Genomic DNA, 25,344 nt, shown 5'->3' on the forward strand with positions numbered 1-25,344 from the left:
GGTTCGACGCACTCGTACTCCGAAGAGCCTGGTCCACGTCATGGATAGCGATGGCAGCAGTCGGTGATGCCATGGTTGCCGGCAGCAGAGCGTCTGTGCGGCAAGTGACAGGAACAAAGCAAGTAGCGCGCCAGTTGCGGGGGTGTGGGCGGGACAAGTCCCAGAAGATCAATGGCTTGGCGAGGGCAGTAGGTTGGCACGCGCAGGCGGTGTCTCGGGCTGGAGGCGCGCTCGATGCGCGCTGGCGGTGCGTCATCGAGGCGCGAGGTACCAGTCTGGCGCACGCGACTGGCGCTGGGAGGGTCGGGCAGGCGCGTGCCTCATTGCAGTGCAGCGACGCTTTCGGCTCGGCCGCTCTGAAGGCCTTTGGCCGCAAGGTTGCACCAGATTGCGGCACGAATCCTGCTTGGGTGTACGGCAAGTCTCATGCCCGACCCAAGGAAACCTGACATGCCCGTGACCGTGCTGATCGTCGATGTCCGCAGTGAGCGCTCCGCCGCGCTGGAGCAGGCGCTATTGAGCGCCGGCTTCGAGGTGGCGCTGCGCGTTGACGAGCACGAGGACCTGCACGCGCTGGTCGAGCAGCATCAGCCCGATGCGGTGATCATCGACGCCGACCTGCCCAGCCGCGACACCCTGGAGCATCTCGGCCAGCTGGGGCGACGCTATCCCAAGCCGATGATCATGCTGGCCAGTGAAGATGCCCCGGACCTCGTGCGTGAGGCGGCCGGCGCCGGTGTCTCGGCCTATGTGGTGGACCACGTCATGCCAGCGATGGTGCGCAGCATGGTCGAGGTCGCCATCACCAGCTTCGAGGCGCACCGTGCGCTCAAGGGGGAGCTCAACCGTACCCAGACCACATTGGTGCAGCGGCGCAGCGTCGATCGTGCCAAGGCCGTGGTGATGGAGACGCGTGGGCTCAGTGAAGATGCCGCCTACCAATACCTGCGCAAGACCGCCATGAACCGGCGCCTGGCCCTGCATGAGCTGGCCGATGAGCTGCTCAAGGCCGCGCGTCGGCGCTGAGCCGGTCGCCGTACTGTCCTTCTCTCTCGATCGTTCAAGAGGTGTGCGTGATGCCCACAGATGTACCCCTGAATGGCCATCAGCTGACGCTGGGCCTGATGCCACTCAATGATGCCGCGCCCTTCGTGGTCGCTGAGCAGTTGGGGCTTTTCCGCGAGGAGGGGCTGGCGGTGACACTCAAGTGGCAACCCTCGTGGGCGGCGTTGCGTGATGACCTGCAGACCGGCGTGCTGCAGGGCGCGCAGATGCTGGCACTGATGCCGCTGACCTCGACCCTGGGCCTGGATGGCCGCGCCACGCCGGTGATCAGTGCCATGACACTGAATCTGGGCGGCAACTCCATCACGCTGTCGCGCGCGCTGATGGCCACCCTCGGCGAGGACGGCCACGACCTCTCCAGCCCGTTGCAGGTCGCGAAGGCGCTGGCGGCGCATGTGCACCAGCGCAAACAGCGCGGCGAGCCGCTGCTCAAGCTGGCCAGCGTGCACCCGTTCTCCTCGCATCGTTATCTGTTGCGCTACTGGCTGGCGGCGGGCGGCATCAATCCGGACCGCGACGTCGAGATGCGCGCCGTGGCGCCGCCGCTGATGGCGGCGCAGCTGGCCAGCGGTGCGCTGGATGGCTTCTGTGTCGGTGAGCCCTGGAACAGTCTGGCGGCGGCGCAGGGCATGGGGCAGGTGGTGGCGGGCAGTCACGATATCTGGCGCTTCGGGCAGGAAAAGGTGCTGGGCGTGCGCGAGGACTGGGCGGAGCAGCATCCGCTGGCGCATCAGGCGCTGATTCGCGCGCTGCTCAATGCCTGCGCCTGGCTGGACCGCCCCGGCAATCGGGACAGGGCCGCCGAGTGGCTGCACGACGAGGGCATGCCGGAGGTGCCGATGAGCGTGGTGACGCGCGGGCTGGAAGACGTCGATGTCGAGCAGTCGGTGGAGGAGTTTCAGCAGCACAATCCCGGCTGGACCATCTTCCATCGCTACGCAGCCAACTTCCCGTGGCGTTCCCAGACGCGCTGGTACATCGCCCAGATGCAGCGCTGGGGGCATCTGCAGGGCTTCAATGACGAGGATCTCGAGGCGACGCTGACACGTTGTGTGCGCCCGGATCTTTACCGCACGGCGGCCCGCAAGCTGGGCATGGTGGTGCCGGTGGCGGATGAGCGCAGTGAAGGCACGCATCCGGTGCCCTGGTGGCTGAGCGGCGAGGCGGGCCAGGTGCCGATGCCGGCGGATGGCTTCATCGATGGTGCGGTCTTCGAGTGATGTCGCGGGCGCGGTCCTTGCCGATCCGCGCTGGCGCGGGATTGCACAGCACTTGCAGAGAAGTCGTCGTCCTTGCCGGATGGCAGGGCAAACCTGACGGCTCAGACATGTTGGCAGTGCGGTTGTGATATTCTCATCGCACTGCCAGCACCGCGTCAGGGGATCGCATGACCACTCGCAAGTCTCAGATTCGCAAGGATAATGTCGGCCGCATCCTGCTCGCCGCCGAAAAGATCTTCGCTCTCAAGGGCTATGTCGGCGCCAGCATGGTCGATATTGCCGCCGAGGTAGAGCTGCCCAAGTCCAATCTGCATTACTACTTCAGCACCAAGGAAGCGCTGTATCGGGCGGTGCTCGATGGCCTGCTGGCGCTGTGGAAGGAAGATGCGCTGTGCTTCGAGGCCTACGACGACCCGCAGCTGGTGCTCTCCACCTACATTCGCGCCAAGATGATGCACTCGCGCCAGCGCCCCTATGGCTCCAAGGTGTGGGCCAGCGAGATCATGCAGGGCGCGCCGGTGCTGGGCGAAGAGCTGACGGTGTGGCTCGACGAGTGGGCCGAGATGAAGAAGTCACGCCTGCGCCAGTGGATCGGCGAGGGCCGCATCGACAACATCGATGCCTCCGCCTACCTGTACATGATCTGGGCCAGCACCCAGCATTACGCCGACTTCGACCACCAGATCGCGGTGCTCAATCAGGGCAAGGCGCTGAGTGATCGGGAATTCGAGCAGGCGGTGCAGAACGTGACGCGGGTGCTGCTGAAGGGTGTCGGTTTGTCCGCCTGAGTCAGCAGGTGACTTCATGATTTAATTGTCATTAAGCTAATCATGGTTATCATTGGTGGGGCATCAAGCCAATGAAAAATGGGCTGCCATTGCTGGCAGCCCCTTTTTTTGGTTCCCATCTATTGCTACCTGCATCCCGCGATCAGGTATCAGGCCGCGCGATGCGGATTGCGTGGGTCCTCCATCCAGTTCATGTACGGCTTGCCGGTGTCCTGCACTTCCATGGTGATGCAGTCCTCAACCGGGCAGGTGATCTCGCACAGATTGCAGCCCACGCAGTCGGCGTCCTTCACCTCATAGCGGGCGGTGCCGTTGTCCTTGGCCAGATGCATGATGGCCTGGTGCGAGGTGTCCTCGCAGGCGATATAGCAGCGTCCGCAGCCGATGCACTTGTCCTGGTCGATGCGGGCGATCACCTGGTAGTTCATGTCCAGCTGCTTCCAGTCGGTGGTGTTGGGCACCGCCGCGCGCGAGAACTCGTCGATACGCTGATAGCCCTTGCTGTCCATCCAGCGCCCCAGGCCGTCCTTCATCTCCTCGACGATACGGAAGCCGTGCAGCATTGCCGCCGTGCACACCTGCACGCTGCCCGCGCCGAGGGCGATGAATTCCGCGGCATCCTCCCAGTTGGAGATGCCGCCGATGCCGGAGATCGGCAGATTGGCGGTTTCCGGCGTGCGCGCTATCTCGGCCACCATATTCAGCGCGATAGGCTTCACGGCGCTGCCGCAATAGCCGCCGTGGGTGCTGCGGTCACCGACGATGGGATGCGCGACCATGCGGTCGAGATCCAGATGGGTGATGGAGTTGATGGTGTTGATCAGCGAGACGGCATCGGCGCCACCCCGCCAGGCGGCCTTGGCCGGTTCGCGCACGTCGGTGATGTTGGGCGTCAGTTTGACGATTACCGGCAGCGAGCTGTAGGTCTTGCACCAGCGCGTGACCTGCTCGACATACTCCGGCACCTGGCCCACCGCCGCGCCCATGCCGCGTTCCGGCATGCCGTGGGGGCAGCCGAAGTTGAGTTCGATGCCGTCACAGCCGGTGGCCTCGACCTGCGGCAGGATGGTCTTCCAGGCCTCCTCCTCACACGGCACCATCAGCGAGACGATCAGCGCGCGGTCCGGCCAGTCCTTCTTGACCTGGGTGATCTCGCGCAGGTTGATCTCCAGCGAGCGGTCGGTGATCAGCTCGATGTTGTTGAAGCCGCTGACCTCGCCATTCGGGCCATAGTGCGCCGAGTAGCGGGAGGAGACGTTCACCGCGGCCGGGTCTTCACCCAGCGTCTTCCAGACCACGCCACCCCAGCCGGCCTCGAAGGCGCGTACCACGTTGTAGGCCTTGTCGGTGGGCGGGGCGCTGGCCAGCCAGAAGGGGTTGGGGGCGCGGATGCCGGCGAAGTTGACCGACAGATCGGCCTTGTAGCTGGCGACGTGATCGCCGCTTGATCCAGCACTTGAGTCAGCACCTGCCGGGCGGGCGTTGTCGTCATTGAGCGGGGTATGAATGGTCATCAGGCGGCCTCCACCTTGAGCATCAGATCGTGATGGATGGCCTCGGCGGCCAGCTTGCCGTGGGCGACGGCTTGAACGGTGAGGTCCTGCCCGCGGGCGATGCAGTCACCGCCGGCATAGACGCCGGGCAGGCTGGTGCGCAGCATCTCGTCCACCTCTATCCTGGCCCCCTCGCGGGCCAGCCCTGCGGCATGTGCATCGCTCAGGCTCGCGTCATCGAAGCCCTGGCCGATGGCGGTGAAGACCCCATCGCAGGCCAGCGTGAAGGTCTCGCCGGTATCGACGAGGCGGCCATCCTCGACCCGCGTGCGCGCGAACTGCATCGCGCTGAGCGCGGCGTCATCACCTTCTTCGCTTCTATCACTATCGTTTGCCACATCGATCGCCAGCGGGCGCGCCCAGGTGTGGATCATCACGCCATTGGCGCGCGCGATTTCCTGCTCGTGATGGGTGGCGGACATCTGCTCCTCGCCACGCCGGTAGACCAGGTCCACCGTCTGCGCGCCGAGGCGCCTGGCCTGCACGGCGATATCGATGGCGGTGTTGCCGGCGCCGATCACCACAGCGTGCCTGGGCACCGCCAGGGCGTTCAGTTCGCCACTCTGACGCAGCACCTTGATGAAGTCGGTGGCCGCCATCAGGCCGCTGGCATCCTCGCCGGTCAGGCCGAGGGCATGGCTGGTGCCAAGGCCGAGGCCCAGGAAGACGCTGTCGAATTCGCGTGTCAGGGAGGCCAGCGCCAGGTTGTCGCCGAGGCGCTGACCGTGGCGGATCTCGATGCCGCCGATCTCGAGCAGGAATTCGACTTCGCGGGCGGCGAAGTCATCGGTCAGCTTGTAGCGGGCGATGCCGTATTCGTTGAGGCCGCCGGCCTTTTCCTCGGCCTCGAAGATCACCACGTCGTGGCCGAAACGTGCCAGACGATGGGCGCAGGAAAGCCCGGCTGGCCCGGCGCCGACCACCGCGATACGCCGACCGGTGCTGGCGCCACGCGTGAACGGATGGGCTTCGAACTGGGCGTTGTCCAGCGCATGTCGCTGCAGCAGGCCGATCAGCACCGGCTGGCACTCATCGCCCTGATTGCGCACGCAGGACTGCTCGCAGAGGATCTCGGTGGGGCAGACGCGGGCGCAGCTGCCACCGAGGATATTGGCATCGAGAATCTCGCTGGCGGCGCCTTCGAGATTGTCATCGTGGATACGGCGAATGAAGGTCGGGATGTCGATGCTGGTCGGGCAGGCCTTGATGCAGGGTGCATCGTAGCAGTACAGACAGCGCGAGCTCTCGATGAAGGCCTGGCGCTTGCTGAGCGCCGGATGCAGGTCTGTGAAACGCGCACTCAGCGCCTCTTCCGCGAGCCCGCTCGGGGCCCAGTGGGAAGGAGTGGAGGATGTGGTCACGGTGTGGCTCCTGCCCGCGCTCAGGCGCGGGGTCGTTGTTGTTGGTCTTGCAGGCGAGTCGGGTTGTGCTTCTTGGTTGGCAGCGGCTTGTTTGGCAGTGCCAAGGGACCGGCAGCGCGTCAGGTGCGCCGCCAGGCCGTCGTTCAGTCGTGCCGTACTGGTCTTAGCCGTGTCGTACTGGTCTCAGGTGGGCCGTTCGCCGACCGTCAGCTGCGATCCACGGCGCTGACGACGTTGCTCTCGGCGCGGGCCTTGAGCTGCTCGAACACGCTGGGGTAGGCCGGACGCTCGACATACTGGCCGTGGCCGCGCTTGGCATGCAGTTCGCCATCGCGCCATGCCCAGTCGCCGCGGCTGATGGTGTGACGCGGAATGCCCTTGACGGTGCGGCCTTCGAAGATGTTGAAGTCGATGTTCTGGTGGTGGGTCTTGGCCGAGATGGTGCGTTCGGCGTTGGGGTCCCAGACCACGATGTCGGCGTCGCTGCCGACGCGGATCGCACCCTTGCGCGGATAGAGATTGAAGATCTTGGCCGCATTGGTGGAGGTCAGGCCCACGAAGTCCTCGGCGGAGAAGCGCCCTGTATTGACGCCTTCGTGCCACAGCATCGCCATGCGGTCCTCGACCCCGGCGGTGCCGTTGGGAATCTTCGAGAAGTCGTCCTTGCCCATCTCCTTCTGCTCGGCGCAGAAGCAGCAGTGATCGGTGGCGGTGGTCTGCAGGTCACCGGACTGGATGCCGCCCCACAGTGCCTGGCGGTGCTCCAGCGAGCGGAACGGCGGGCTCATCACGTGGCCGGCCGCGAATTCCCAGCTCTTGTTCTGATAGACCTCTTCATCGATCAGCAGATGGCCTGCCAGCACCTCGCCGTAGACCGGCTGACCGTGCTCGCGGGCGTAGCGGATCTCCTCCAGCGCATCGGCGGTGGAGACGTGGACCAGATACACCGGCGTGCCCAGGGTACCGGCGATGCGGATGGCACGGCTGGCGGCCTCGCCCTCGACCTGCGGAGGACGCGACAGCGGATGCGCCTCCGGGCCGGTGATGCCGTCGGCCAGCAGCTTCTGCTGCAGGTGGTAGACCAGCTCGCCGTTCTCGGCATGCACGGTGGGAATCGCGCCCAGTTCCAGACAGCGTGCGAAGCTCGAGACCAGGGTGTCGTCCGGCGCCATGATGGCGTTCTTGTAGGCCATGAAGTGCTTGAAGCTGTTGACGCCGTAATCGGCGACCAGCGTCGCCATGTCCTGGCTGACGCTCTCGTCCCACCAGGTGACGGCGACGTGGAAGCTGTAGTCGCAGCACGACTTCTCGGCCCATTCGCGCCAGGTGTGATAGGCCTCCATCAGCGGTTGCTGGGGAGAGGGGATCACGAAATCGATGATCATGGTGGTGCCGCCGGCCAGCGCCGCGGCGGTGCCGGTCTGGAAGTCTTCGCTGGCCACGGTGCCCATGAAGGGCAGCTGCATGTGGGTGTGCGGGTCGATGCCGCCGGGCATCACCAGACAGCCGCTGGCGTCGATCACCTCGCAGTCGTCCGGGACGTCCAGGTCGGTGCCGATGGCGGTGATGGTCTCGCCGTCACACAGCACATCGGCGGTGTAGCGCTCTTCGTGGGTCTGGATGCTGCCGCCCTTGATCAGGATTGCCATGAGTCTCTCCCGGCCGCATCGCGCGGCCTTTTCCGGCATTGAGTGTCAGGTCGTCTTGTTGTCGTCGTGCGGGTCGTCAGTCCGTCACTCGCCGTCGGTGAGGCGGGTATAGGCGTCCGGGCGACGATCGCGGAAGAACTGCCAGTTGTTGCGCACCTCGCGCACCATCGCCATGTCGAGGTCGTGGATCAGCAGCTCATCCTCGGTGGCGCTGGCCTGGGCTTCGATCTGGCCGCGCGGATTCACGAAGTAGGAGGAGCCGTAGAACTCGCCGATATCCCAGGGCTGTTCATGGCCGACGCGGTTGATGGCGGCGATGTAACAGCCATTGGCGGCGGCGGAGGCGGGCTGCTCCAGCTCCCACAGGTATTGGGAGAGGCCCGCGACGGTGGCGGAGGGATTGAAGATGATCTCGGCGCCGTTGAGCGCCAATGCGCGCCAGCCTTCCGGGAAGTGGCGGTCGTAGCAGATGTAGACGCCGATGCGCCCGTAGGCGGTGTCGAAGACCGGCCAGTCGGACTTGCCCGGCTTGAAGAAGAATTTCTCCCAGAAGCCCGCCACCTGCGGGATGTGGGTCTTGTGATACTTGCCCAGATAGCTGCCGTCGGCATCGATGACGGCGGCGGTGTTGTAGTACACCCCCGGCTGCACTTCCTCGTAAATGGGCACGATGATCACCATCTGATGCTTCTTCGCGTACTGCTGCATCAGGGTGACGGTGGGGCCGTCGGGCACGCGCTCGGCGGCGGCATACCACTTGGCATCCTGGCTCGGGCAGAAATAGGGCTGATTGAAGACTTCCTGGAAGCACAGGATCTTGACGCCTGCCTCACCGGCCTGGTCGATCAGCGGCAGGTGGGCTTCGTTCATGGCATCACGGATCTGCGCGGGCTCGAGGTCGGTGGAGACGTTGAGTCCCATCTGGATGACGGCGCAGCGCAGCTTGCCGGCATCTTCGGTATAGGAGATGCGGGAATCGTTCGACATGTCTTCCTCATCGGGCGCTTGGCGCCGGTTGTTGTTGTCTTCAATGAGTGCTGGTGGGCTGAGAGGGTGAGCAGGGATAGCGCGAAATGGCCCCAGGAAAAACACGCCGCCTGCCTGGCAAATCTGCATGCCGCTGGCAGGTATCGTGGGTCAGGAAAGGTCCGATTTAAATCCTGTCTCACCAGTCAGCTTAATGAACATTAGACAGTGTTCCCGCGTTCGGCAAGATGAAGTGTCAAATAAAGTCTTGTGAATTTATCTTGTTGTTATCAAAGAGTTTTTATTCAAGAAAAGGCCGTATTTCACCATTGTGGTGCCTGCAGAATCAGCATGGTTCACGCGATTTTCAAAGGAAAAGACGATGCACAACAGTGGTTTGTGATCGTTTGCGGGGACATTGCGCAAGACCGCCTTGCACCAGCTTGGAACCTGACCATACTGACAGTTGGCGCGAACACGGCTTGTCGCCACCTGACAGGCGTCATGCATGAAAATACGCGCCATTGCATCTCAAGTTGTCTTGCAAGACAGGTTTGATTTGTCGGCAATAATCCGGCCGGCGGCATGCGATTTGCCACAGGGTTTTGCACGTGAACTGCGCAAGGTGTTTCTTCTTCACGGCCTGCCACAGATTCGTCTGCCGCAGAATCCTCTGCATCAGAATCTTCTGCATGCAGTGCCGAATGAAGTGTGCCTGATGAAGTGTGCCAAACGGGGAAGAGCGAAAAGGAGTCAGGAAAGCGACGGAGAAGACGAGGAAGACAAGAAACGACAAGTGACACAAGGCAAGCGCAGTGCATCACCCTCAACAATAACAACAGCTGAACAGGTGAGGACTCATGGCCCCGACACAGACGCGCTCGCACATGGTGCGCAGCAATGAGGAAATGATCGAGCTGGTGGTGGCACAGGATGTCGCCCGCAGCCCGCGTTACAACGAGGATATCGCGCCGACCAAGAGTGCCGAGCGCACCTGGTCGCGCTGGAACATCGCCGCACTGTGGGTCGGCATGTCGATCTGCGTGCCGACCTACACCTTGGGTGGCGTCCTGACCGCCTACTTCGGCCTGAGCGTCGGCGAGGCGCTGTTCACGATTCTGGTCGCCAACCTGGTGGTGCTGATTCCGCTGACCCTCAACGCCTTCCCCGGCACGCGCTTCGGGATCCCCTTCCCGGTGGTGCTGCGCTCCTCCTTCGGCATCATCGGCTCCAACGTGCCATGCATGATCCGCGCGGTGGTCGCCTGTGGCTGGTTCGGTATCCAGACGATGTTCGGCGGGCTGGCGATCCACCTGCTGCTGTCGAGCCTCTCGGCCGACTGGAAGGCGCTGGGCGGGGTAGGCGAGGTCATCGGCTTCTTCGTGTTCTGGGCGCTCAACCTGTTCGTGGTGATTCGCGGCGCGGAATCCATCAAGTGGCTGGAGACGCTGTCCGCGCCCTTGCTGCTGGCGGTGGGTGTCGGCCTGATGGTGTGGGCGCTGCCGCATACCTCGATCAGCGAGCTGTTGGCCCAGCCGCCGAATCGTCCCGAGGGCGATGGCGTGGCCAGCTACTTCATGGCGGGCCTGACCGCGATGGTCGGCTTCTGGGCGACGCTGTCGCTGAACATTCCTGACTTCAGTCGTTACGCGAAGAGCCAGAAGGACCAGATCGTCGGTCAGATCATCGGTCTGCCGCTGACGATGTTCTTCTTCGCGGCGCTCGGCGTGGTGCTGACCGCCGCGTCCAGCTCGCTGGTGGGCGAGACCATCTCCGACCCGGTCAACCTGATCGGTCGTATCGACAGCCCCGGCTGGGTCGCCATCGCCATGGTGCTGATCATCATCGCGACGCTCTCCACCAATACCGCGGCCAACATCGTCTCGCCGACCAATGACTTCCAGAACATCGCGCCGAAATTGATCAACCAGACGCGCGGCGTGCTGCTGACCGGGCTGGTCGGGGTGCTGCTGATGGGCTTCGAGCTGATCAAGAAGATGGGCTGGATCGTCTCGGACGTCAGTCTCGAGAGTCTCTATTCCAACTGGTTGCTGGGCTATTCGAGTCTGCTGGGGCCGATCGCGGGGATCATGATCGTCGACTACTTCGTGATCCGTCGTCAGTCCTTTGATCTGCCGGCACTCTATCTGGATGGCAGCACCTATCCGGCCTTCAATCCGGCAGGCTTCATCGCCTTCTTCGTGCCGGTGGGGCTGACGGTGATCAGCTTCTCGCAGCCCGGGCTTTCCTGGTTCTACGACTACGGCTGGTTCACCGGCTCGCTGCTGGGGGCGCTGGTCTACTTCGTGGCCAGCAAGCTGCTGGTCAAGGCACCGCCGGTGCATCTGCCCGAGGCAGTACCGGGCAGCGGGGCGCAGCGCGCCTGACGCCGCTGATGAACATGGTGAGTGCAATGACAGACGGGCTGCCGATTGGCAGCCCGTCTGTCGTTCGTCGGCTCATCAGCTTATCCGCTTATCCGCTCATCAACTTATTCGCTCATCAATTCGGCAGCTCATCCGCGGCGGCGCGTCATGCGTCAAGTCCTGGGATGCCGCCCTCGAAGCGCTCGACCATGAAGTCGACGAACTGGCGCACCTTGGGCGAGAGGTGGCGGTGGCGGGGATAGACGATCCACACCCCGGTATCGCGCACCTGGTACTCATCCAGCACCGAGATCAGCTTGCCGCTGGCCAGATGGGGCGCGACGTAATAGTCGGGAATCTGGGCAAGGCCGAGGCCCTTGAGCGTAGCATCCAACAGTGCCGGGCCGGAGTTGGCCTGCCAGCTGCCGGTGATGCGCACCTCACGACGCTGGCCCTCGACCTCGAACAGCCACTCGCGCTTGGAACCGGCCAGGCAGCGATGACTGGAGAGCTCGGCCAGGGTGTGCGGGCGCGGTGCCTGCTGGAAGTAGTCGTGCGAGGCGACGACGAATTCGCGGCGGTCCACCAGCCGTCTTGCGATCAGCGAGGAATCCTTGAGCACGCCCATGCGGATGGCGACGTCGAAGCCCTCGTCGATCAGTTCCACCGGACGGTTGGTGAAGTGCATCTGCACTTCCAGTTGCGGGTGCAGCAGCTGGAAGTCGTTGACCAGCGGCGCGACGTAGCGCTCGCCGAAGGTGGTGGCGCTGGTCAGCTTGAGCACGCCGCTGGGGCGGGCGTGGAAGTCACCGATGGCCTGTTCGGCGGCGCGGAAGCCATCGAAGAGGTGATGGCAGTGCTCGAAATACACCTGTCCGGCATCGGTGAGACGCGTCTGACGGGTGGTGCGGTAGAGCAATTGGGTATCGAGCTGGGCTTCCAGCTGGCTGATCAGACGACTGACATGTGAGCTGGACACCCCGAGATGACGGGCGGCACCGGAAAATGAGCCGATTCTGACGACTTCCACGAAGGCTTCGATACGGTCCCAGCGCTGCATGCTGGCTCCTCTTTCATTGTTGTTGAGTGGCAATAATCATCTGAGTGCCGACGGCTTAATCCCACCCGCATGACTGCGTAGACTGTGCTCCATGCCAAGCCCGCAAGGATGAACCGCAAGGACGAGCCCAGTGCCTGTCGCGTGGGGAGTCCCTCGGGCGACTCATCCATGCAACCTGTCAGGTGCTGCTACCTTTCAGGGTGGCCTCCGTGGTGATCGTCACCACACCAGGGGGCATGAGATTGGCAGCCAGTTTACCGCTATTGATGCTCACTAGGAGAGATTCATGAAATCACGTGCTGCGATTGCGCTGGAAGCCGGCAAGCCGCTGGAACTGGTCGAGATCGATGTCGAAGGGCCGAAGGCCGGTGAGGTGCTGGTTCGCATCGTCAATACCGCCGTCTGTCACACCGATGCGTTCACCTTGTCCGGCGCAGACCCGGAAGGCCTGTTCCCGTCCGTGCTGGGCCACGAAGGCGCCGGTATCGTCGAGGAAGTGGGCGAGGGCGTGACTGGCCTGGTACCGGGCGACCACGTCATTCCGCTCTATACCGCCGAATGCGGTAAGTGCAAGTTCTGCCTCTCCGGCAAGACCAACCTGTGCAGCGCCGTGCGTGCCACCCAGGGTCGCGGCCTGATGCCGGACGGCACCTCGCGCTTCTCCCTCGAGGGCAAGATGCTGCACCACTACATGGGCACCTCCACCTTCTCCGAATACACCGTGGTGCCGGAAGTCTCGCTGGCCAAGGTGTCCAAGGAAGCGCCGCTGGACAAGATCTGCCTGCTGGGCTGTGGCGTCACCACCGGTATCGGCGCGGTGATGAACACCGCCAAGGTCGAGCCGGGCTCTACCGTCGCCATCTTCGGCCTCGGTGCCATCGGTCTGGCCGCCATCCAGGGCGCGGTGATGGCCAAGGCGTCGCGCATCATCGCCATCGACATCAATGAAGACAAGTTCGACCTGGCCCGCAAGTTCGGCGCCACCGACTTCGTCAACCCGAGCAAGCTGTCCGTGCCGGTCCAGGAAGCCATCGTCGACATGACCGACGGCGGCGTCGACTACTCCTTCGAGTGCATCGGCAACGTCAATGTCATGCGTGCGGCGCTTGAGTGCGCGCACAAGGGCTGGGGCGAATCCATCATCATCGGCGTCGCCGGTGCCGGTGAAGAGATCGCCACCCGTCCGTTCCAGCTGGTGACCGGGCGCGTCTGGAAAGGCTCCGCCTTCGGTGGCGTCAAGGGCCGTACCGAACTGCCGGGCTACGTCGAGCGTTACATGGACGGCGCGATCAATCTGGACGACTTCATCACTCACCAGATGCCGTTCGAGAAGATCAACGAATCCTTCGATCTGCTGCACGAAGGCAAGTCGATCCGTACCGTGCTGAGCTTCTGATCCGGGGCTGAACTGCCGCCGGGCAACAGGGAAACACCTGTTACCCGGTGAGGTCTGGAACGCGAAACGGCGTCGGCTTGCCGACGCCGTTTTCATGGGCGATATCACAAGGGAGAGCATGATGACCGCGACCGAACAACTCGAGCTGGTCAACGCCAACAAGGTGCATGGCGGCTGGCTCAAGCGTTACCGTCACCGCAGCGGCAGCCTGGATTGCGACATGGTGTTCGCCATCTATCTGCCACCCCAGGCCGAACAGGGCCCGGTGCCGATGCTGTGGTGGCTGTCGGGGCTGACCTGCACCGACGAGAACTTCATGCAGAAGGCCGGCGCGCAGAAGAAGGCGGCGGAGCTGGGCATCGCCCTGATCTGCCCGGACACCAGCCCGCGCGGCGTCAATCTGGTCGGCGAAGACGACAGCTACGACTTCGGCAGTGGCGCAGGCTTCTACGTCAATGCCACCCGCGAGCCGTGGGCGCGTCATTACCGCATGTATGACTACGTCACCGAGGAGCTGCCGGCGCTCGTCAAGCGTCACTTCCCGGTGGATGGCGAGCGTGAGTCCATCTCCGGCCACTCCATGGGTGGCCACGGCGCCCTGATCTGCGCGCTGAAGAATCCGGGCCGCTATCGCTCGGTCTCGGCCTTCGCGCCGATCGTCAATCCGATGGCCTGCCCGTGGGGCGAGAAAGCCTTCAGCGGCTATCTCGGTGATGACCGCACTCAGTGGGCGCAGTGGGACACCTGCGAACTGGTCAAGCAGGCGAGCAAGAACGGCGCCGCGCGTCAGGAACTGTTCGTCGAGCAGGGCGAGAGTGATCAGTTCCTCGAGGAGCAGCTCAAGCCGGAGCGCCTGGAGGCGGTCTGCGCCGAGCTGGATCACCCGCTGGTCCTGCGTCGTCAGCCCGGCTACGACCACAGCTACTTCTTCATGGCCAGCTTCATCGATGAGCATTTGACCTACCACGCGAAACACCTCCTTTGAGATGTGAGTGTGGTCGCCGGTAGAAATGAAAAGCCTTCAAAGCACCTGCTTTGAGGTATGAAAGCGCCAATCGCAGCTGATCGCTCGCCGAGCAGAGACACTGCGTGAAAGACAGAAACGACAGTCCCGCTATCGATTGATGGATAGCGGGACTGTCGTTTTTTCGTCATGAGAAGCAGAGTTTTTCAGAACCTTCAGGCATGAAGGCCCGTTTTGGTGGCGTTTGCTTATGCTGCGTCAGTGGTAGCCAACTCAGGCGTTATTCTGTGCCGTACGGCAACGATGATTTGCTGCACAGCGGCGATAAAGTCACTGCGCCAGGCAGGCGCGATGGTTTACTGTCGAGAGGTGGACAACGCACGACGTCCAGGCAGTAAATCACGACATCCCTGACGCTATCGGAATTGCAGAGGTCGCTTATTGACCTCCCCCTGATGGGGCCGATCGCCGATGTCGTCGCTGCTGGAGCCAACCCCTCAGGGTTCGCTCCCTGCTGAGACCCAATAACGATAATACTGCGGACCCCCGCCGGCCTCATCAGGCCACGGGAGAGGGCACCACGAGGCCCCGGTCTGCCACTCAAGCAGATATAGAGAAGGACTCCCCTCATGGCATTGACCAGTGGCCGTTTCGCCCGCCCGTACGAAGCTCACTCATCCGCTGCAGGAATGGCCGGCGAGACGCGCCAGCCGCAGACCATCGGCTTCCTGCTGCTCGACAGCTTCACGCTCATCTCGCTGGCCTCGGCGGTGGAACCGCTGCGCATGGCCAATCAGCTGGCCGGACGCGAGCTGTACCGCTGGTATACCGTGACGCTGGAAGGCGCCCCCGTGCGCGCCAGCGATGGCCTGCAGGTCACGCCCGATACTTCCACCGAGGCCTGCCCGCCGCTGGATATCGTCATCGTGTGCGGCGGCGTCGGCATCCAGCGCTCCGTGCATCGTCCGCATGTCAGCTGGCTGCAGGCCCAGGCACGTGCCGGCCGCAAGCTGGGTGCCGTCTGCACCGGCAGCTGGGCGCTGGCCCAGGCGGGGCTGCTCGAAGGCCATGAGACCAGCATCCACTGGGAGTGTCTGGCCGCGATGCAGGAAGCCTTCCCGCGCGTGCCGCTGACCACACGACTGTTCTCCATCGATCAGGACCGCGCCACGGCCTCCGGCGGTACTGCGCCGATGGACATGATGCTGACCATGATCGGTCGCGAGCATGGCCGCGAGCTGGCGGCGGGCATCTCCGAGATGTTCATCTGCGATCGCGTGCGTGGCGAGCAGGACCAGCAGCGCGTGCCGCTCAAGCATGTGCTGGGCACCACCCAGCCCAAGCTTCTGGAAATCGTCGCGCTGATGGAGGCCAATCTGGAAGAGCCCATCGGCCTGGACGAGCTGGCGCACTATGTCGATGTCTCGCGCCGTCAGCTGGAGCGGCTGTTCCAGCGGTATCTGCACTGCTCGCCGTCGCGCTACTACCTCAAGCTGCGCCTGACCCGCGCGCGTCAGCTGCTCAAGCAGACGGCGCTGTCGATCATCGAGGTGGCCTCGGCCTGTGGCTTCGTGTCCACGCCGCACTTCTCCAAGTGCTACCGCGAGTACTTCGGCATGCCGCCGCGTGACGAGCGCATCGGGGGCGAGCGCAGTGTCAGCGTGCTGGAGGTGCCGTGTCGCGCCGATGGCGATCATCAGCTGACCGGTGTCGCCAGTCTGGAAGGGCTGCTGCACCAGTCGATCGGCCAGAGCATGGTCGGCAATGCGCCCCTGCAACCGGCCAGCGAGTCCCCCGTCTCCTCGGCGATTCTGGCACTGGCCAATGCGCGCGGTGAGCCGACCTACGCCAGCGTGCGCCTGCAGGGCTGATACCTGCCGACTGACGCCAGTTTCCTGCAACATCCAACGCCTCTGCCGCTCCGGCAGGGGCGTTGTCGTTTTCACAGGAGCCACCGGCACGCTCTGGTACACTCGAAGGCACCAGGAAGCAGTGGCTGACACGACAATGGCTCGGCGGCGGAATGACGAGCCACGACACGCACGACAGGGGACGGCAAGGGATGGCACGAGGACAGCAACGCAGGCAGGAAGGCACGGAGCGTGTGGCGGGTGCTCGGCGCGGGGCGACACGCCGCCCGGCGCCGCGTGCCGGCATGCGCCCGATGGAGCGTCTGCGCTGGCTGGCGGTGTGGACATTCAAGGTCATCGCCTGCTGGATGGTGGCCTGCATCGGCCTGGTGGTATTGCTGCGCTTCGTGCCGCTGCCGGTGTCGATGGTGATGCTCGAGAAGTGGGGCTATGGCCTGGTCACCGGCGAGCCGATGGCGCTGCAGCATGACTGGGTGCCGATGGAGCAGATTTCCAACAATGCCCGTCTGGCGGTGATCGCCTCGGAAGACCAGAAATTCCCCGATCACTACGGCTTCGATGTCGATCAGATCGTCAAGGCCATCGATGCGCGGCTGGCCGGTGAGCGTCTGCGCGGCGCCAGTACCATCAGCCAGCAGACCGCCAAGAATGTCTTCCTGTGGAACGGGCGCAGCTGGGTGCGCAAGGGGCTGGAGGTCTGGTTCACCATCCTGATCGAGATGATCTGGCCCAAGGAGCGCATTCTCGAGGTCTACCTGAACGTCGCCGAATGGGGGCCGGGCGTCTTCGGCGTCGAGGCCGCGGCCGAGCATCACTTCAATACCGATGCCGCCAGCCTTTCCGCCTACCAGGCCAGTCTGCTGGCGGCGGTATTGCCCAACCCGATCCGCTTCAATGCCGGCAAGCCCTCGGCCTATATCCAGCGCCGCGCCAGCTGGACGCGCCGTCAGATGAACAATCTCGGCATGGGCTACTTGAAGCGTCTGGAACAGCCGCGTGGCTGGCTGAGCTGGGACCTGCTGCCTTCGCTCAAGGAGCTGTCCCCCGCGCATTGACCGGCTTGACGCTACACCATCGGCTGTCCCACGACGCCCCGGCTCTCTCGAGTCGGGGCGTCGTCGTTTCAGAAACGACAGCCCTGACGCGATTCGATAGCCACGGGTCGCATCTGGCGTCAGAGGGGAAAGAGGGCAGGACTATGCTGGCACAGCCTGCTGGAGATCGTGTTCCGGCAGGCCCTGTCCGCCGGGTACGGGCAGTGACCTGACTTCCAGAGCCGCCTGCCCAGCGCCGGAGCGACATGATGTCCGAATTCTCCTCCTCCTTCGGTGGGTCCGATGCGGCCCGCGCCTTGCACGATGACAGCATCGTCATCGATGGTCTGGTGATCGCCAAGTGGCAGCGCGAGCTGTTCGAGGACATGCGCAAGGGCGGTCTGACCGCTGCCAACTGCACTGTCTCGGTCTGGGAAGGCTTCCAGGCGACCGTCAACAACATCGTCAAGAGCAACCAGCTGATCGCCGAGAGCAGTGATCTGGTCTGCGTGGCGCGCACGGCCGCCGACATCCGCGCCGCCAAGGCCGCCGGCAAGACCGGCATCATCTATGGCTTCCAGAATGCCAACGCCTATGAAGACCAGATCGGCTATGTCGATGTCTTCAAGCAGCTCGGCGTGGGCATCGTGCAGATGTGCTACAACACCCAGAATCTGGTCGGCACCGGCTGCTACGAGCGCGACGGCGGCCTGTCCGGCTTCGGGCGCGAGATGGTCGCCGAGATGAACCGCGTCGGCGTGATGTGTGATCTCTCCCACGTCGGCTCGAAGACCTCCGAGGAAGTCATCCTCGAATCCAAGGTACCTGTCTGCTATTCCCACTGCGCGCCGGCCGGTCTCAAGGACCACCCGCGCAACAAGTCCGATGCCGAGCTGCGCTTCATCGCCGAACACGGCGGTTTCGTCGGCGTCACCATGTTCACCCCCTTCCTCAAGGCCGGCGTCAACGCCACCGTCGACGACTACGTCGAGGCCATCGAATACGTGATGAACCTGGTCGGCGAGGATGCCATCGGCATCGGCACCGATTTCACCCAGGGCCACGGTCAGGACTTCTTCGAGTGGCTGACCCACGACAAGGGCTACGCCCGTCGTCTCACCAACTTCGGCAAGATCGTCAATCCGGAAGGCATCCGCACCATCGGCGAGTTCCCCAATCTGACCGAGGCGCTGCTGCGTCGCGGCATGAGCGAGCATCAGGTGCGCAAGATCATGGGCGAGAACTGGCTGCGCACGCTGGAAAACGTCTGGGGCGGCTGAGTCTGGCTGCCCGTGCCCTTTATTGATCGCTCTTACTTGATCTCTCTTTCCTGATCTCTCTTTTGCAATTCCCTCAAGCCCCCTTTGGAGGACACCGACATGAGCAAGATGGCCCCTGAACTGCCGATCGAAGTGGATAGCGAGACTGGCGTCTGGACGTCCGATGCGCTGCCGATGCTGTACGTGCCGCGCCACTTCTTCATCAACAACCATGTCGCGGTGGAAGAGGCGCTGGGCGTGGAGAAATACGCCGAGATTCTCTATCACGCCGGCTACAAGAGCGCCTGGCACTGGTGCGAGAAGGAAGCCGAGCTGCATGGCCTGGTCGGCGTGGAAGTCTTCGAGCACTACATGAAGCGCCTGTCGCAGCGTGGCTGGGGTCTGTTCATCACCGAGGAGATCGATCTGGAGCGCGGTACCTGCAAAGTGCGCTTGGAACACTCCTGCTTCGTCTATCAGCAGGGCAAGACCGGCACCAGGCTCGAGTACATGTTCACCGGCTGGTTCGCCGGCGCGATGGACCAGATTCTGGCCGCGCGTGGCAGCGAGCTGCGCACCGTCGCCGTGCAGACCCAGAGCGGCGGTGAGGAAGGCTGTGACGTGGGGTATTTCGAGGTCGCTCCCGGAACAGTGTGACGTTTTCGGATCCGCCACTCTCTATTCCATGGCTCGGGTCAAGGCCCAGGCCCGGCCCAGGCAAAAGGCAACAGCACAAGCCGGCTGCCCGAGCATCTCTCTGTCACGACACTCACCACCCACAACAACGACAACGCAACGCCTGAGCGCCGCCTTTCCTGACATGCAAGACGCCTGACGCCGACCCCGCCGCCACCAGCAACGACTCGTGGCGGCGGGCAGGCCAGGCCAGCGTGACGAGGCGGCGCTCTCCCCGGCGAGGAGCTCTCACCATGGCATTCGACGCACTCTTCCAGCCGATCGAGATCGGCAAGCTGACCATCCGCAACCGCGTCGTCAGTACCGCCCACGCCGAGGTGTATGCCACCGATGGCGGCATGACCACCGAGCGCTACGTGCGCTACTACGAAGAGAAGGCCAAGGGCGGGTGTGGTCTGTGCATCTGTGGTGGCTCCTCGGTGGTCTCCATCGACAGCCCGCAGGGCTGGTGGAGCTCCGTCAATCTGTCGACCGACCGCATCATTCCGCATTTCCAGAATCTGGCCGATGCCGTGCACAAGCATGGCGGCAAGATCATGATCCAGATTACCCACATGGGCCGTCGCTCGCGCTGGGACGGCTTCGACTGGACCTCGCTGATGTCACCGTCCGGCATCCGCGAGCCGGTGCACCGCTCCACCTGCAAGACCATCGAGGTGGAGGAGATCCAGCGCATCATCGCCGATTTCGCCCAGGCGGCGCGGCGTGCCAAGGAAGGCGGCCTGGACGGCGTCGAGCTGTCCGCCGTGCACCAGCACCTGATCGACCAGTTCTGGAGCCCGCGCGTCAACAAGCGCACCGATGAGTGGGGCGGCAGCTTCGAGGGCCGCATGAAGTTCGGTCTCGAGGTGCTCAAGGCGGTGCGTGCCGAAGTCGGCGACGACTTCGTGGTCGGCATGCGCATCTGTGGCGATGAATTCCATCCCGATGGCCTGTCACACGACGACATGAAGCAGATCGCGGCCTATTACGACGCCACCGGTCTGCTCGACTTCTTCGGCGTGATCGGCTCGGGCTGTGATACCCACAACAGCCTCGCCAACGTCATTCCCAACATGTCCTACCCGCCGGAACCCTTCCTGCACCTGGCCTCCGGTATCAAGGAAGTCGTCTCGATTCCGGTGATCCACGCCCAGAACATCAAGGACCCCAACCAGGCCGAGCGCATTCTGGAAGGCGGCTATGTCGACATGGTCGGCATGACCCGCGCCCATATCGCCGACCCGCACATCATCGCCAAGATCAAGATGGGCCAGCTCGACCAGATCAAGCAGTGCGTCGGCGCCAACTACTGCATCGACCGCCAGTATCAGGGTCTCGACGTGCTGTGCATCCAGAATGCCGCCACCTCGCGCGAATACATGGGCCTGCCGCATCAGATCGAGAAGACCAGCGGCCCGGTGCGCAAGGTCGTCATCGTCGGCGGCGGTCCGGCCGGCATGGAGGCGGCCCGCGTGTGCGCCGAACGCGGCCACGACGTGACGCTGTTCGAGGCCCGTGACGAGCTGGGCGGCCAGATCACCATCGCGGCCAAGGCGCCGCAGCGCGATCAGATCGCCGGCATCACGCGCTGGTACCAGCTGGAACTGGCACGCCTGAAGGTCGACCTGCGCCTGGGCACGCGGGCCGATGAGGCCACCATCCGTGACCTGCGCGGCGATGTGGTGATCCTCGCGGTGGGCGGTCGTCCGTTCATGGACCAGTTCGCGTCCTGGGGCTATGACGAAGACCCGGCCAAGAGCCTGATCGTCTCTTCATGGGATGTGCTGGATGGGCGCGTCGCACCGGGCAGCAATGTGCTGATCTACGACAGCATCTGCGAGTTCTCCGGGGTCTCGGTGGCCGACTATCTGGCCGACAAGGGCGCCAGGGTCGAGATCGTCACCGACGACATCAAGCCGGGTGCGGCGGTCGGCGGCACCACCTTCCCGACCTACTACCGCAGTCTGTATGCCAAGGAAGTCGTGATGACCTCCGACATGGTGCTGCATGAGGTCTACCGCGAAGGCGAGGGCCTGGTGGCGGTGCTCGAGAACGAATACACCGGCACGCTGGAAGAGCGCGTCGTCGATCAGATCGTGGTCGAGAACGGCGTGCGCCCGGATGAGGCGCTCTACTACGCCTTCAAGGACGGCTCGCTCAACAAGGGCCAGATCGACGTCGAGTCGCTCTACGCCATCAAGCCGCAGCCGTGCCTGAGCCAGGCCACCGAGGGCAATGATTACCTGCTGTTCCGCCTCGGTGACTGCAACGCACCGCGCAACACCCACGCCGCCATCTATGACGCCCTGCGTCTGTGCAAGGACTTCTGATGACGTGATCTGCCGAGCCGGCTGCTCCTATGCGCCGGCTCGGCAGTCGTCCGGTCGACAGCGGGCTTGAAGAAAGAGGGTGAGCAGCATGAATGACACGATCTTGTCGGTATTGATCTTCGCCGCGCTGGCGCTGGCTGCCATCGGCGCGGTCAAGCGCATCGGCCTGTGGCGCCAGGGGCGGGCGGACGCCACGTCCATGAGTGTAGGAGAGCTGATCGCGAGCCTTGCCAAGGTACCGCGCCGCTACGGGGTGGACCTGCACCACGTGGTCGCGCGGGACCGCTACATGGCCAACACCCACGTCGCCACCGGGGGCGGCTTCGTGGCCGCGGCGCTGCTGATGGTGGTGGTCTACGGCTTCGGCATCGACTCCGCCTGGCTGGGCGTCTTGCTGCTGCTGGCCAGTGGCGCGATGTTCGGTGGCGCGCTGTTCGTGCGTCGTCGTCGCCTCGACCCGCCGGCGCGCCTGTCGCGTGGCCCGTGGATGCGTCTGCCCAAGAGTCTGCTGGTGTTCTCCGCCAGCCTGTTCGTGATGAGTCTGTCACTGGTGCTGCCGGAAGGCGTCGGCGGCATGATCTCCGGCGGCATCCTCGGGCTGGTGCTGGTAGCGGGCATCGCCTGGGGGCTGCTGGAGATGATCGTCGGCATGACCGGCGGCGGCTCGCGAATCACCGGGCCGATGAAGCATGCCTTCGCCGGCGCGCTGCATCTGGCCTTCCATCGGCGTCCGGCACGTTTCAGCACCCGTGACAGTGCGGGCATCCGCGACAGCGCATTGCTGCCGCTGGACCTGACCAACCCCGAGGCACCGCTGGGTGTCGGCAAGCCGTCCGATTTCAACTGGCGTCAGCTGCTGGGCTTCGATGCCTGCGTGCAGTGCGGGCGCTGTGAAGCGGTGTGCCCGGCGTTCGCGGCCGGTCAGCCGCTCAATCCCAAGAAATTGATCCAGGACATGGTGGTCGGCATGGCCGGTGGCAGCGATGCCGCCTACGCCGGTTCGCCCTATCCGGGCGATGAGCCCAGGCGCGCGCCCGGCCAGCATGGCGGCGGCCCGCAGCAGACCATCGTCGGGGCCTCTCCGCATGCTCGCCCGGCAGCTCAGGCCGTTGACTCTGATAGCCAGACCGTTGCCTCTGGGCCGATCCAGATCAAGGCGGCACCGGGTGCTGCGGGTGAGGCGACAGATGGCGACAAGCTGATCCACGAGTTCAAGGTACTGGTCGAGCCGGAAACCCTGTGGGCCTGCACCACCTGTCGCGCCTGCGTCGAGGAGTGCCCGATGATGATCGAGCACGTCGATGCCATCGTCGACATGCGCCGTCACATGACGCTGGAGCAGGGCGCGACGCCGGGCAAGGGTGTCGAGGTGCTCGACAACCTGATCGCCACCGACAATCCGGGCGGCTTCGCGCTCGAAGCGCGTCTGCATTGGGCGGCGGACCTCGACCTGCCGCGCATCGCCGAGCTTCAGGCCGCCCGCGAGGCGGCGCGTGATCCGCGTCCGGTGGAAGCGCTGCTGTGGCTGGGCGATGGCGCCTTCGACATGCGCAACCAGCGCACGCTGCGTGCCTTCGTGCAGGTACTGCGCGCCGCCAGGGTGGATTTCGCCATCCTTGGCGCGGAAGAACGTGACAGTGGCGACGTGGCGCGCCGCCTGGGGGATGAGGCGACCTTCCAGTCGCTGGCCACCCGCAATATCGCCACCCTGTCGAAGTATCGCTTCGCGCGCATCATCACCTGCGATCCGCACAGCTTCCATGTGCTGGGACGTGAATATGCCGCCTTCGGTGGCGACTACCTCGTCAACCACCACACCAGCTACATGAATGAGCTGCTGGCGGCCGGTCGCCTGAGCCTCGATGCCACCAGACTGGCCACGCTCGGCGCGGTCACTTGGCACGACCCCTGCTATCTGGGTCGCTACAACGGTGAATTCGAGGCGCCGCGTACCCTGCTGGCGGCGCTGGGACTGGAAGTGCGCGAGATGCAGCGCTCCGGCTTCCGCTCACGCTGTTGCGGCGGCGGTGGCGGCGCGCCGGTGACGGATATCCCCGGCAAGCAGCGTATCCCCGACATGCGCATGGGCGATGTGCGCGAGACCGGCGCCGAGGTGGTGGCGGTCGGCTGCCCGCAGTGCACCGCGATGCTGGAAGGCGTGGTAGCTCCGGCCGGTGAAGCCGAACCCCAGGTGCTGGATCTGGCGGAACTGATGGCGCGGGCTCTGGTACTGGAAGCGTCCACGCAAGGCTTGGCGGCGTCGACCACGCAGCCCACTGACGCGGAGGTGGCGGCATGACGATTTCCCCAGATCCACACCCATCAGGGCATCCACACGCATCCGAGCGCGAGTCACTGCCACGCCGTGACCCGCGTCTGGAGCAGCAGGCACGCAATCGCCTGCACCCGCAGCACCTCATCGCGCTGCAGGCGCTGGGCCGCGGCGCGACAGCCCCTCAGGAACGCTGGATGGGCCCGCAGGGTGTGATGCGTCGCGACCCCCACGTGGGCCACTTCATCGCCGCCAATGGCCGCAAGCGCATCGACCGCAGTGGCCGCTCCGGGCCTGCCGCGGCGGGTGCTGGCCAGCCCGCGGCCGTGGCCAAGGCGCGCGTGCTGCCGCTGGTCGAGATCGCATCACCCGCCTTCCTGATCGCGGTGGTGCCGGACATGACCGGTGGGCGACTCTCGAGTCAGGACCGCGATGTACTGGGGCTGGCGCGTCAGATCGCCGATGCCGACCCCGCCCATCAGGGCGCGGTGCTGGCCGTCACCTTCGGCACGCTGCGTGAGGATGGTGACGCCGCCGACAGTGTCGGACTCGGCGCGGCGGGTGCCGATCGCTGGCTGCACTTTGCCGATACTCTCCACGATGGCTACGCGCCGCTGGCCCAGCTGGCGGAGCTTGAGGCCATCGATGGCAAGCTGGCACCACGGCTGTGGTTGCTGCCGGAATCCCGCACCGGCGGCGGCGAGCGCGGCCGACGTCTCGGTGCGCGCCTGCTGTGCCAGGGCGATGCGCTGGCGCGGCCCAGCGGCAATGCCTATCAGCTCGACGGCGAGCTTGCCGCCATCGGGCGTGGCGAGCTTGCCGAGGTGAACGTCACCGGGCGCAGCGGCAATGGTCAGCAGGACTTGACCCGCCCGCTGAGCCGTATCGTGCTGTGCGAGGCGGAATGCGCCGAGCCGGTGGAAGATGTGCGCCACGCCGCGCTGCCGCTCGAGTGGGAGGCGGCCAGCACCGCGCGCGCCGTGCCAGACGTGATCGAAGATCTTGGCCCGGTGGCTGTCGATCCCTCCGCGATCGCGCTGGGTGAGGCCGAATTCATTCTCTCGGCGGGCAACGGCATCCGCGATTGGGATGGCTTCCACCGCGCCGCCAGCCTGCTGGGCGCCACCGAAGGCGCCTCGCGGGTGGCGGTGGATGACGGCTTCATGCCGCGTGCCCGTCAGGTCGGTGCCACCGGTACCTGGGTGACGGCGCGGGTCTATGTCGCGGTGGGCATCTCGGGGGCCATCCAGCATCTGCAGGGCATCCAGCGCTGCGACAAGGTGGTGGCGATCAACACCGATGGCGGCTGTGACATGGTCAAGCGTGCCGATCTTTCGGTGATCGGTGACGCCGGGGCGATTCTCGCCAGTCTCTGCCAGCAGCTCGAGGCCGAACGCAGTGCCGGCGGTGATACCTCGTCGGCGGCAGGTACTGCCTCGGCGGCGGGGCAGTCGTCTACCGTGTCCGCTACGTCATCCGCCACGCTTGCCGCCGACGCGGCCTGAACTCGCG

The 25,344-nt window shown here is 64.5% G+C and carries 19 protein-coding genes; 14 read left to right on the top strand and 5 right to left on the bottom strand.

Features of this window, described 5'->3' with window-relative positions; translation table 11 throughout:
- The first annotated feature begins 450 nt into the window (after positions 1-450).
- The 3 genes from QD356_RS11015 to QD356_RS11025 all read left to right on the top strand — a co-directional run bounded on the left by QD356_RS11015 (position 451) and on the right by QD356_RS11025 (position 3,073).
- Positions 451-1,026 (top strand): ANTAR domain-containing protein, encoded by a 576-nt coding sequence (locus tag QD356_RS11015; RefSeq protein WP_054555320.1) that lies wholly within the window; start codon positions 451-453, stop codon positions 1,024-1,026.
- 50 nt (positions 1,027-1,076) lie between these two features.
- A complete protein-coding gene (locus QD356_RS11020) occupies positions 1,077-2,285 on the top strand; it encodes a CmpA/NrtA family ABC transporter substrate-binding protein (protein ID WP_192838601.1) in 1,209 nt (402 codons plus the stop codon).
- A gap of 167 nt (positions 2,286-2,452) precedes the next feature.
- On the top strand, positions 2,453-3,073 hold the full coding sequence (locus tag QD356_RS11025; RefSeq protein ID WP_192838600.1) for a TetR/AcrR family transcriptional regulator: 621 nt from the start codon (positions 2,453-2,455) through the stop codon (positions 3,071-3,073).
- 149 nt (positions 3,074-3,222) lie between these two features.
- On the opposite strand, the gene preA is transcribed toward QD356_RS11025, so the two are convergent.
- From preA to QD356_RS11045, 4 genes are all read right to left on the bottom strand, one after another.
- Complete coding sequence (gene preA, locus QD356_RS11030; RefSeq protein ID WP_192838599.1) at positions 3,223-4,587, bottom strand: NAD-dependent dihydropyrimidine dehydrogenase subunit PreA; 1,365 nt, start codon at positions 4,585-4,587, stop codon at positions 3,223-3,225.
- Positions 4,587-5,987 carry an NAD(P)-dependent oxidoreductase gene (locus QD356_RS11035; RefSeq protein ID WP_192838598.1) on the bottom strand — a complete coding sequence of 467 codons (1,401 nt, stop codon included), beginning with the start codon at positions 5,985-5,987 and terminating at the stop codon, positions 4,587-4,589. Before QD356_RS11035 ends, preA begins: the two co-directional genes overlap by 1 nt.
- A gap of 206 nt (positions 5,988-6,193) precedes the next feature.
- Positions 6,194-7,636: a dihydropyrimidinase gene (hydA, locus tag QD356_RS11040; protein ID WP_192838597.1), complete on the bottom strand. Its 1,443-nt coding sequence runs from the start codon at positions 7,634-7,636 to the stop codon at positions 6,194-6,196.
- Positions 7,637-7,720: 84 nt separating this feature from the next.
- Complete coding sequence (locus QD356_RS11045; RefSeq protein ID WP_052384559.1) at positions 7,721-8,623, bottom strand: nitrilase-related carbon-nitrogen hydrolase; 903 nt, start codon at positions 8,621-8,623, stop codon at positions 7,721-7,723.
- Positions 8,624-9,110: 487 nt separating this feature from the next.
- Between QD356_RS11045 and QD356_RS11050 the strand changes: the two genes are divergently transcribed.
- Both QD356_RS11050 and QD356_RS11055 read left to right on the top strand, forming a co-directional pair.
- Positions 9,111-9,506, top strand: coding sequence for a hypothetical protein (locus QD356_RS11050; protein WP_192838596.1), 396 nt, complete (start codon positions 9,111-9,113; stop codon positions 9,504-9,506).
- Between the two features lie 4 nt (positions 9,507-9,510).
- Positions 9,511-10,989 (top strand): NCS1 family nucleobase:cation symporter-1, encoded by a 1,479-nt coding sequence (locus QD356_RS11055; protein WP_225996544.1) that lies wholly within the window; start codon positions 9,511-9,513, stop codon positions 10,987-10,989.
- Between the two features lie 145 nt (positions 10,990-11,134).
- Here the strand turns inward: QD356_RS11055 and QD356_RS11060 are convergent, their stop codons facing one another.
- Positions 11,135-12,028 carry a LysR family transcriptional regulator gene (locus QD356_RS11060; protein WP_054555324.1) on the bottom strand — a complete coding sequence of 298 codons (894 nt, stop codon included), beginning with the start codon at positions 12,026-12,028 and terminating at the stop codon, positions 11,135-11,137.
- Positions 12,029-12,314: 286 nt separating this feature from the next.
- On the opposite strand from QD356_RS11060, the gene QD356_RS11065 reads away from it, so the two are divergent.
- From QD356_RS11065 to QD356_RS11105, 9 genes are all read left to right on the top strand, one after another.
- On the top strand, positions 12,315-13,424 hold the full coding sequence (locus QD356_RS11065; protein WP_192838595.1) for an S-(hydroxymethyl)glutathione dehydrogenase/class III alcohol dehydrogenase: 1,110 nt from the start codon (positions 12,315-12,317) through the stop codon (positions 13,422-13,424).
- Between the two features lie 121 nt (positions 13,425-13,545).
- On the top strand, positions 13,546-14,409 hold the full coding sequence (gene fghA / locus QD356_RS11070) for an S-formylglutathione hydrolase (protein WP_192838594.1): 864 nt from the start codon (positions 13,546-13,548) through the stop codon (positions 14,407-14,409).
- Positions 14,410-15,077: 668 nt separating this feature from the next.
- Positions 15,078-16,259 carry a GlxA family transcriptional regulator gene (locus QD356_RS11075; protein WP_043333766.1) on the top strand — a complete coding sequence of 394 codons (1,182 nt, stop codon included), beginning with the start codon at positions 15,078-15,080 and terminating at the stop codon, positions 16,257-16,259.
- Positions 16,260-16,450: 191 nt separating this feature from the next.
- On the top strand, positions 16,451-17,314 hold the full coding sequence (gene mtgA, locus QD356_RS11080) for a monofunctional biosynthetic peptidoglycan transglycosylase (RefSeq protein ID WP_225996519.1): 864 nt from the start codon (positions 16,451-16,453) through the stop codon (positions 17,312-17,314).
- A gap of 248 nt (positions 17,315-17,562) precedes the next feature.
- Positions 17,563-18,573 carry a dipeptidase gene (locus tag QD356_RS11085; protein WP_052384560.1) on the top strand — a complete coding sequence of 337 codons (1,011 nt, stop codon included), beginning with the start codon at positions 17,563-17,565 and terminating at the stop codon, positions 18,571-18,573.
- Positions 18,574-18,672: 99 nt separating this feature from the next.
- Positions 18,673-19,209 (top strand): DUF5943 domain-containing protein, encoded by a 537-nt coding sequence (locus QD356_RS11090; protein WP_107335564.1) that lies wholly within the window; start codon positions 18,673-18,675, stop codon positions 19,207-19,209.
- A gap of 272 nt (positions 19,210-19,481) precedes the next feature.
- Positions 19,482-21,560: a dimethylglycine demethylation protein DgcA gene (gene dgcA, locus QD356_RS11095; RefSeq protein WP_043333738.1), complete on the top strand. Its 2,079-nt coding sequence runs from the start codon at positions 19,482-19,484 to the stop codon at positions 21,558-21,560.
- Between the two features lie 88 nt (positions 21,561-21,648).
- On the top strand, positions 21,649-23,859 hold the full coding sequence (locus QD356_RS11100; protein ID WP_192838593.1) for a (Fe-S)-binding protein: 2,211 nt from the start codon (positions 21,649-21,651) through the stop codon (positions 23,857-23,859).
- The gene (locus QD356_RS11105) at positions 23,856-25,337 is read left to right on the top strand and encodes an electron transfer flavoprotein subunit alpha/FixB family protein (protein ID WP_192838592.1); all 1,482 of its coding nucleotides are present in this window, start codon (positions 23,856-23,858) and stop codon (positions 25,335-25,337) included. The genes QD356_RS11100 and QD356_RS11105 overlap by 4 nt, the downstream gene beginning before the upstream one ends.
- Positions 25,338-25,344: the final 7 nt, after the last annotated feature.

The organism is Cobetia sp. 2AS (assembly GCF_029846355.1).
Taxonomy (GTDB): Bacteria; Pseudomonadota; Gammaproteobacteria; order Pseudomonadales; family Halomonadaceae; genus Cobetia; species Cobetia amphilecti.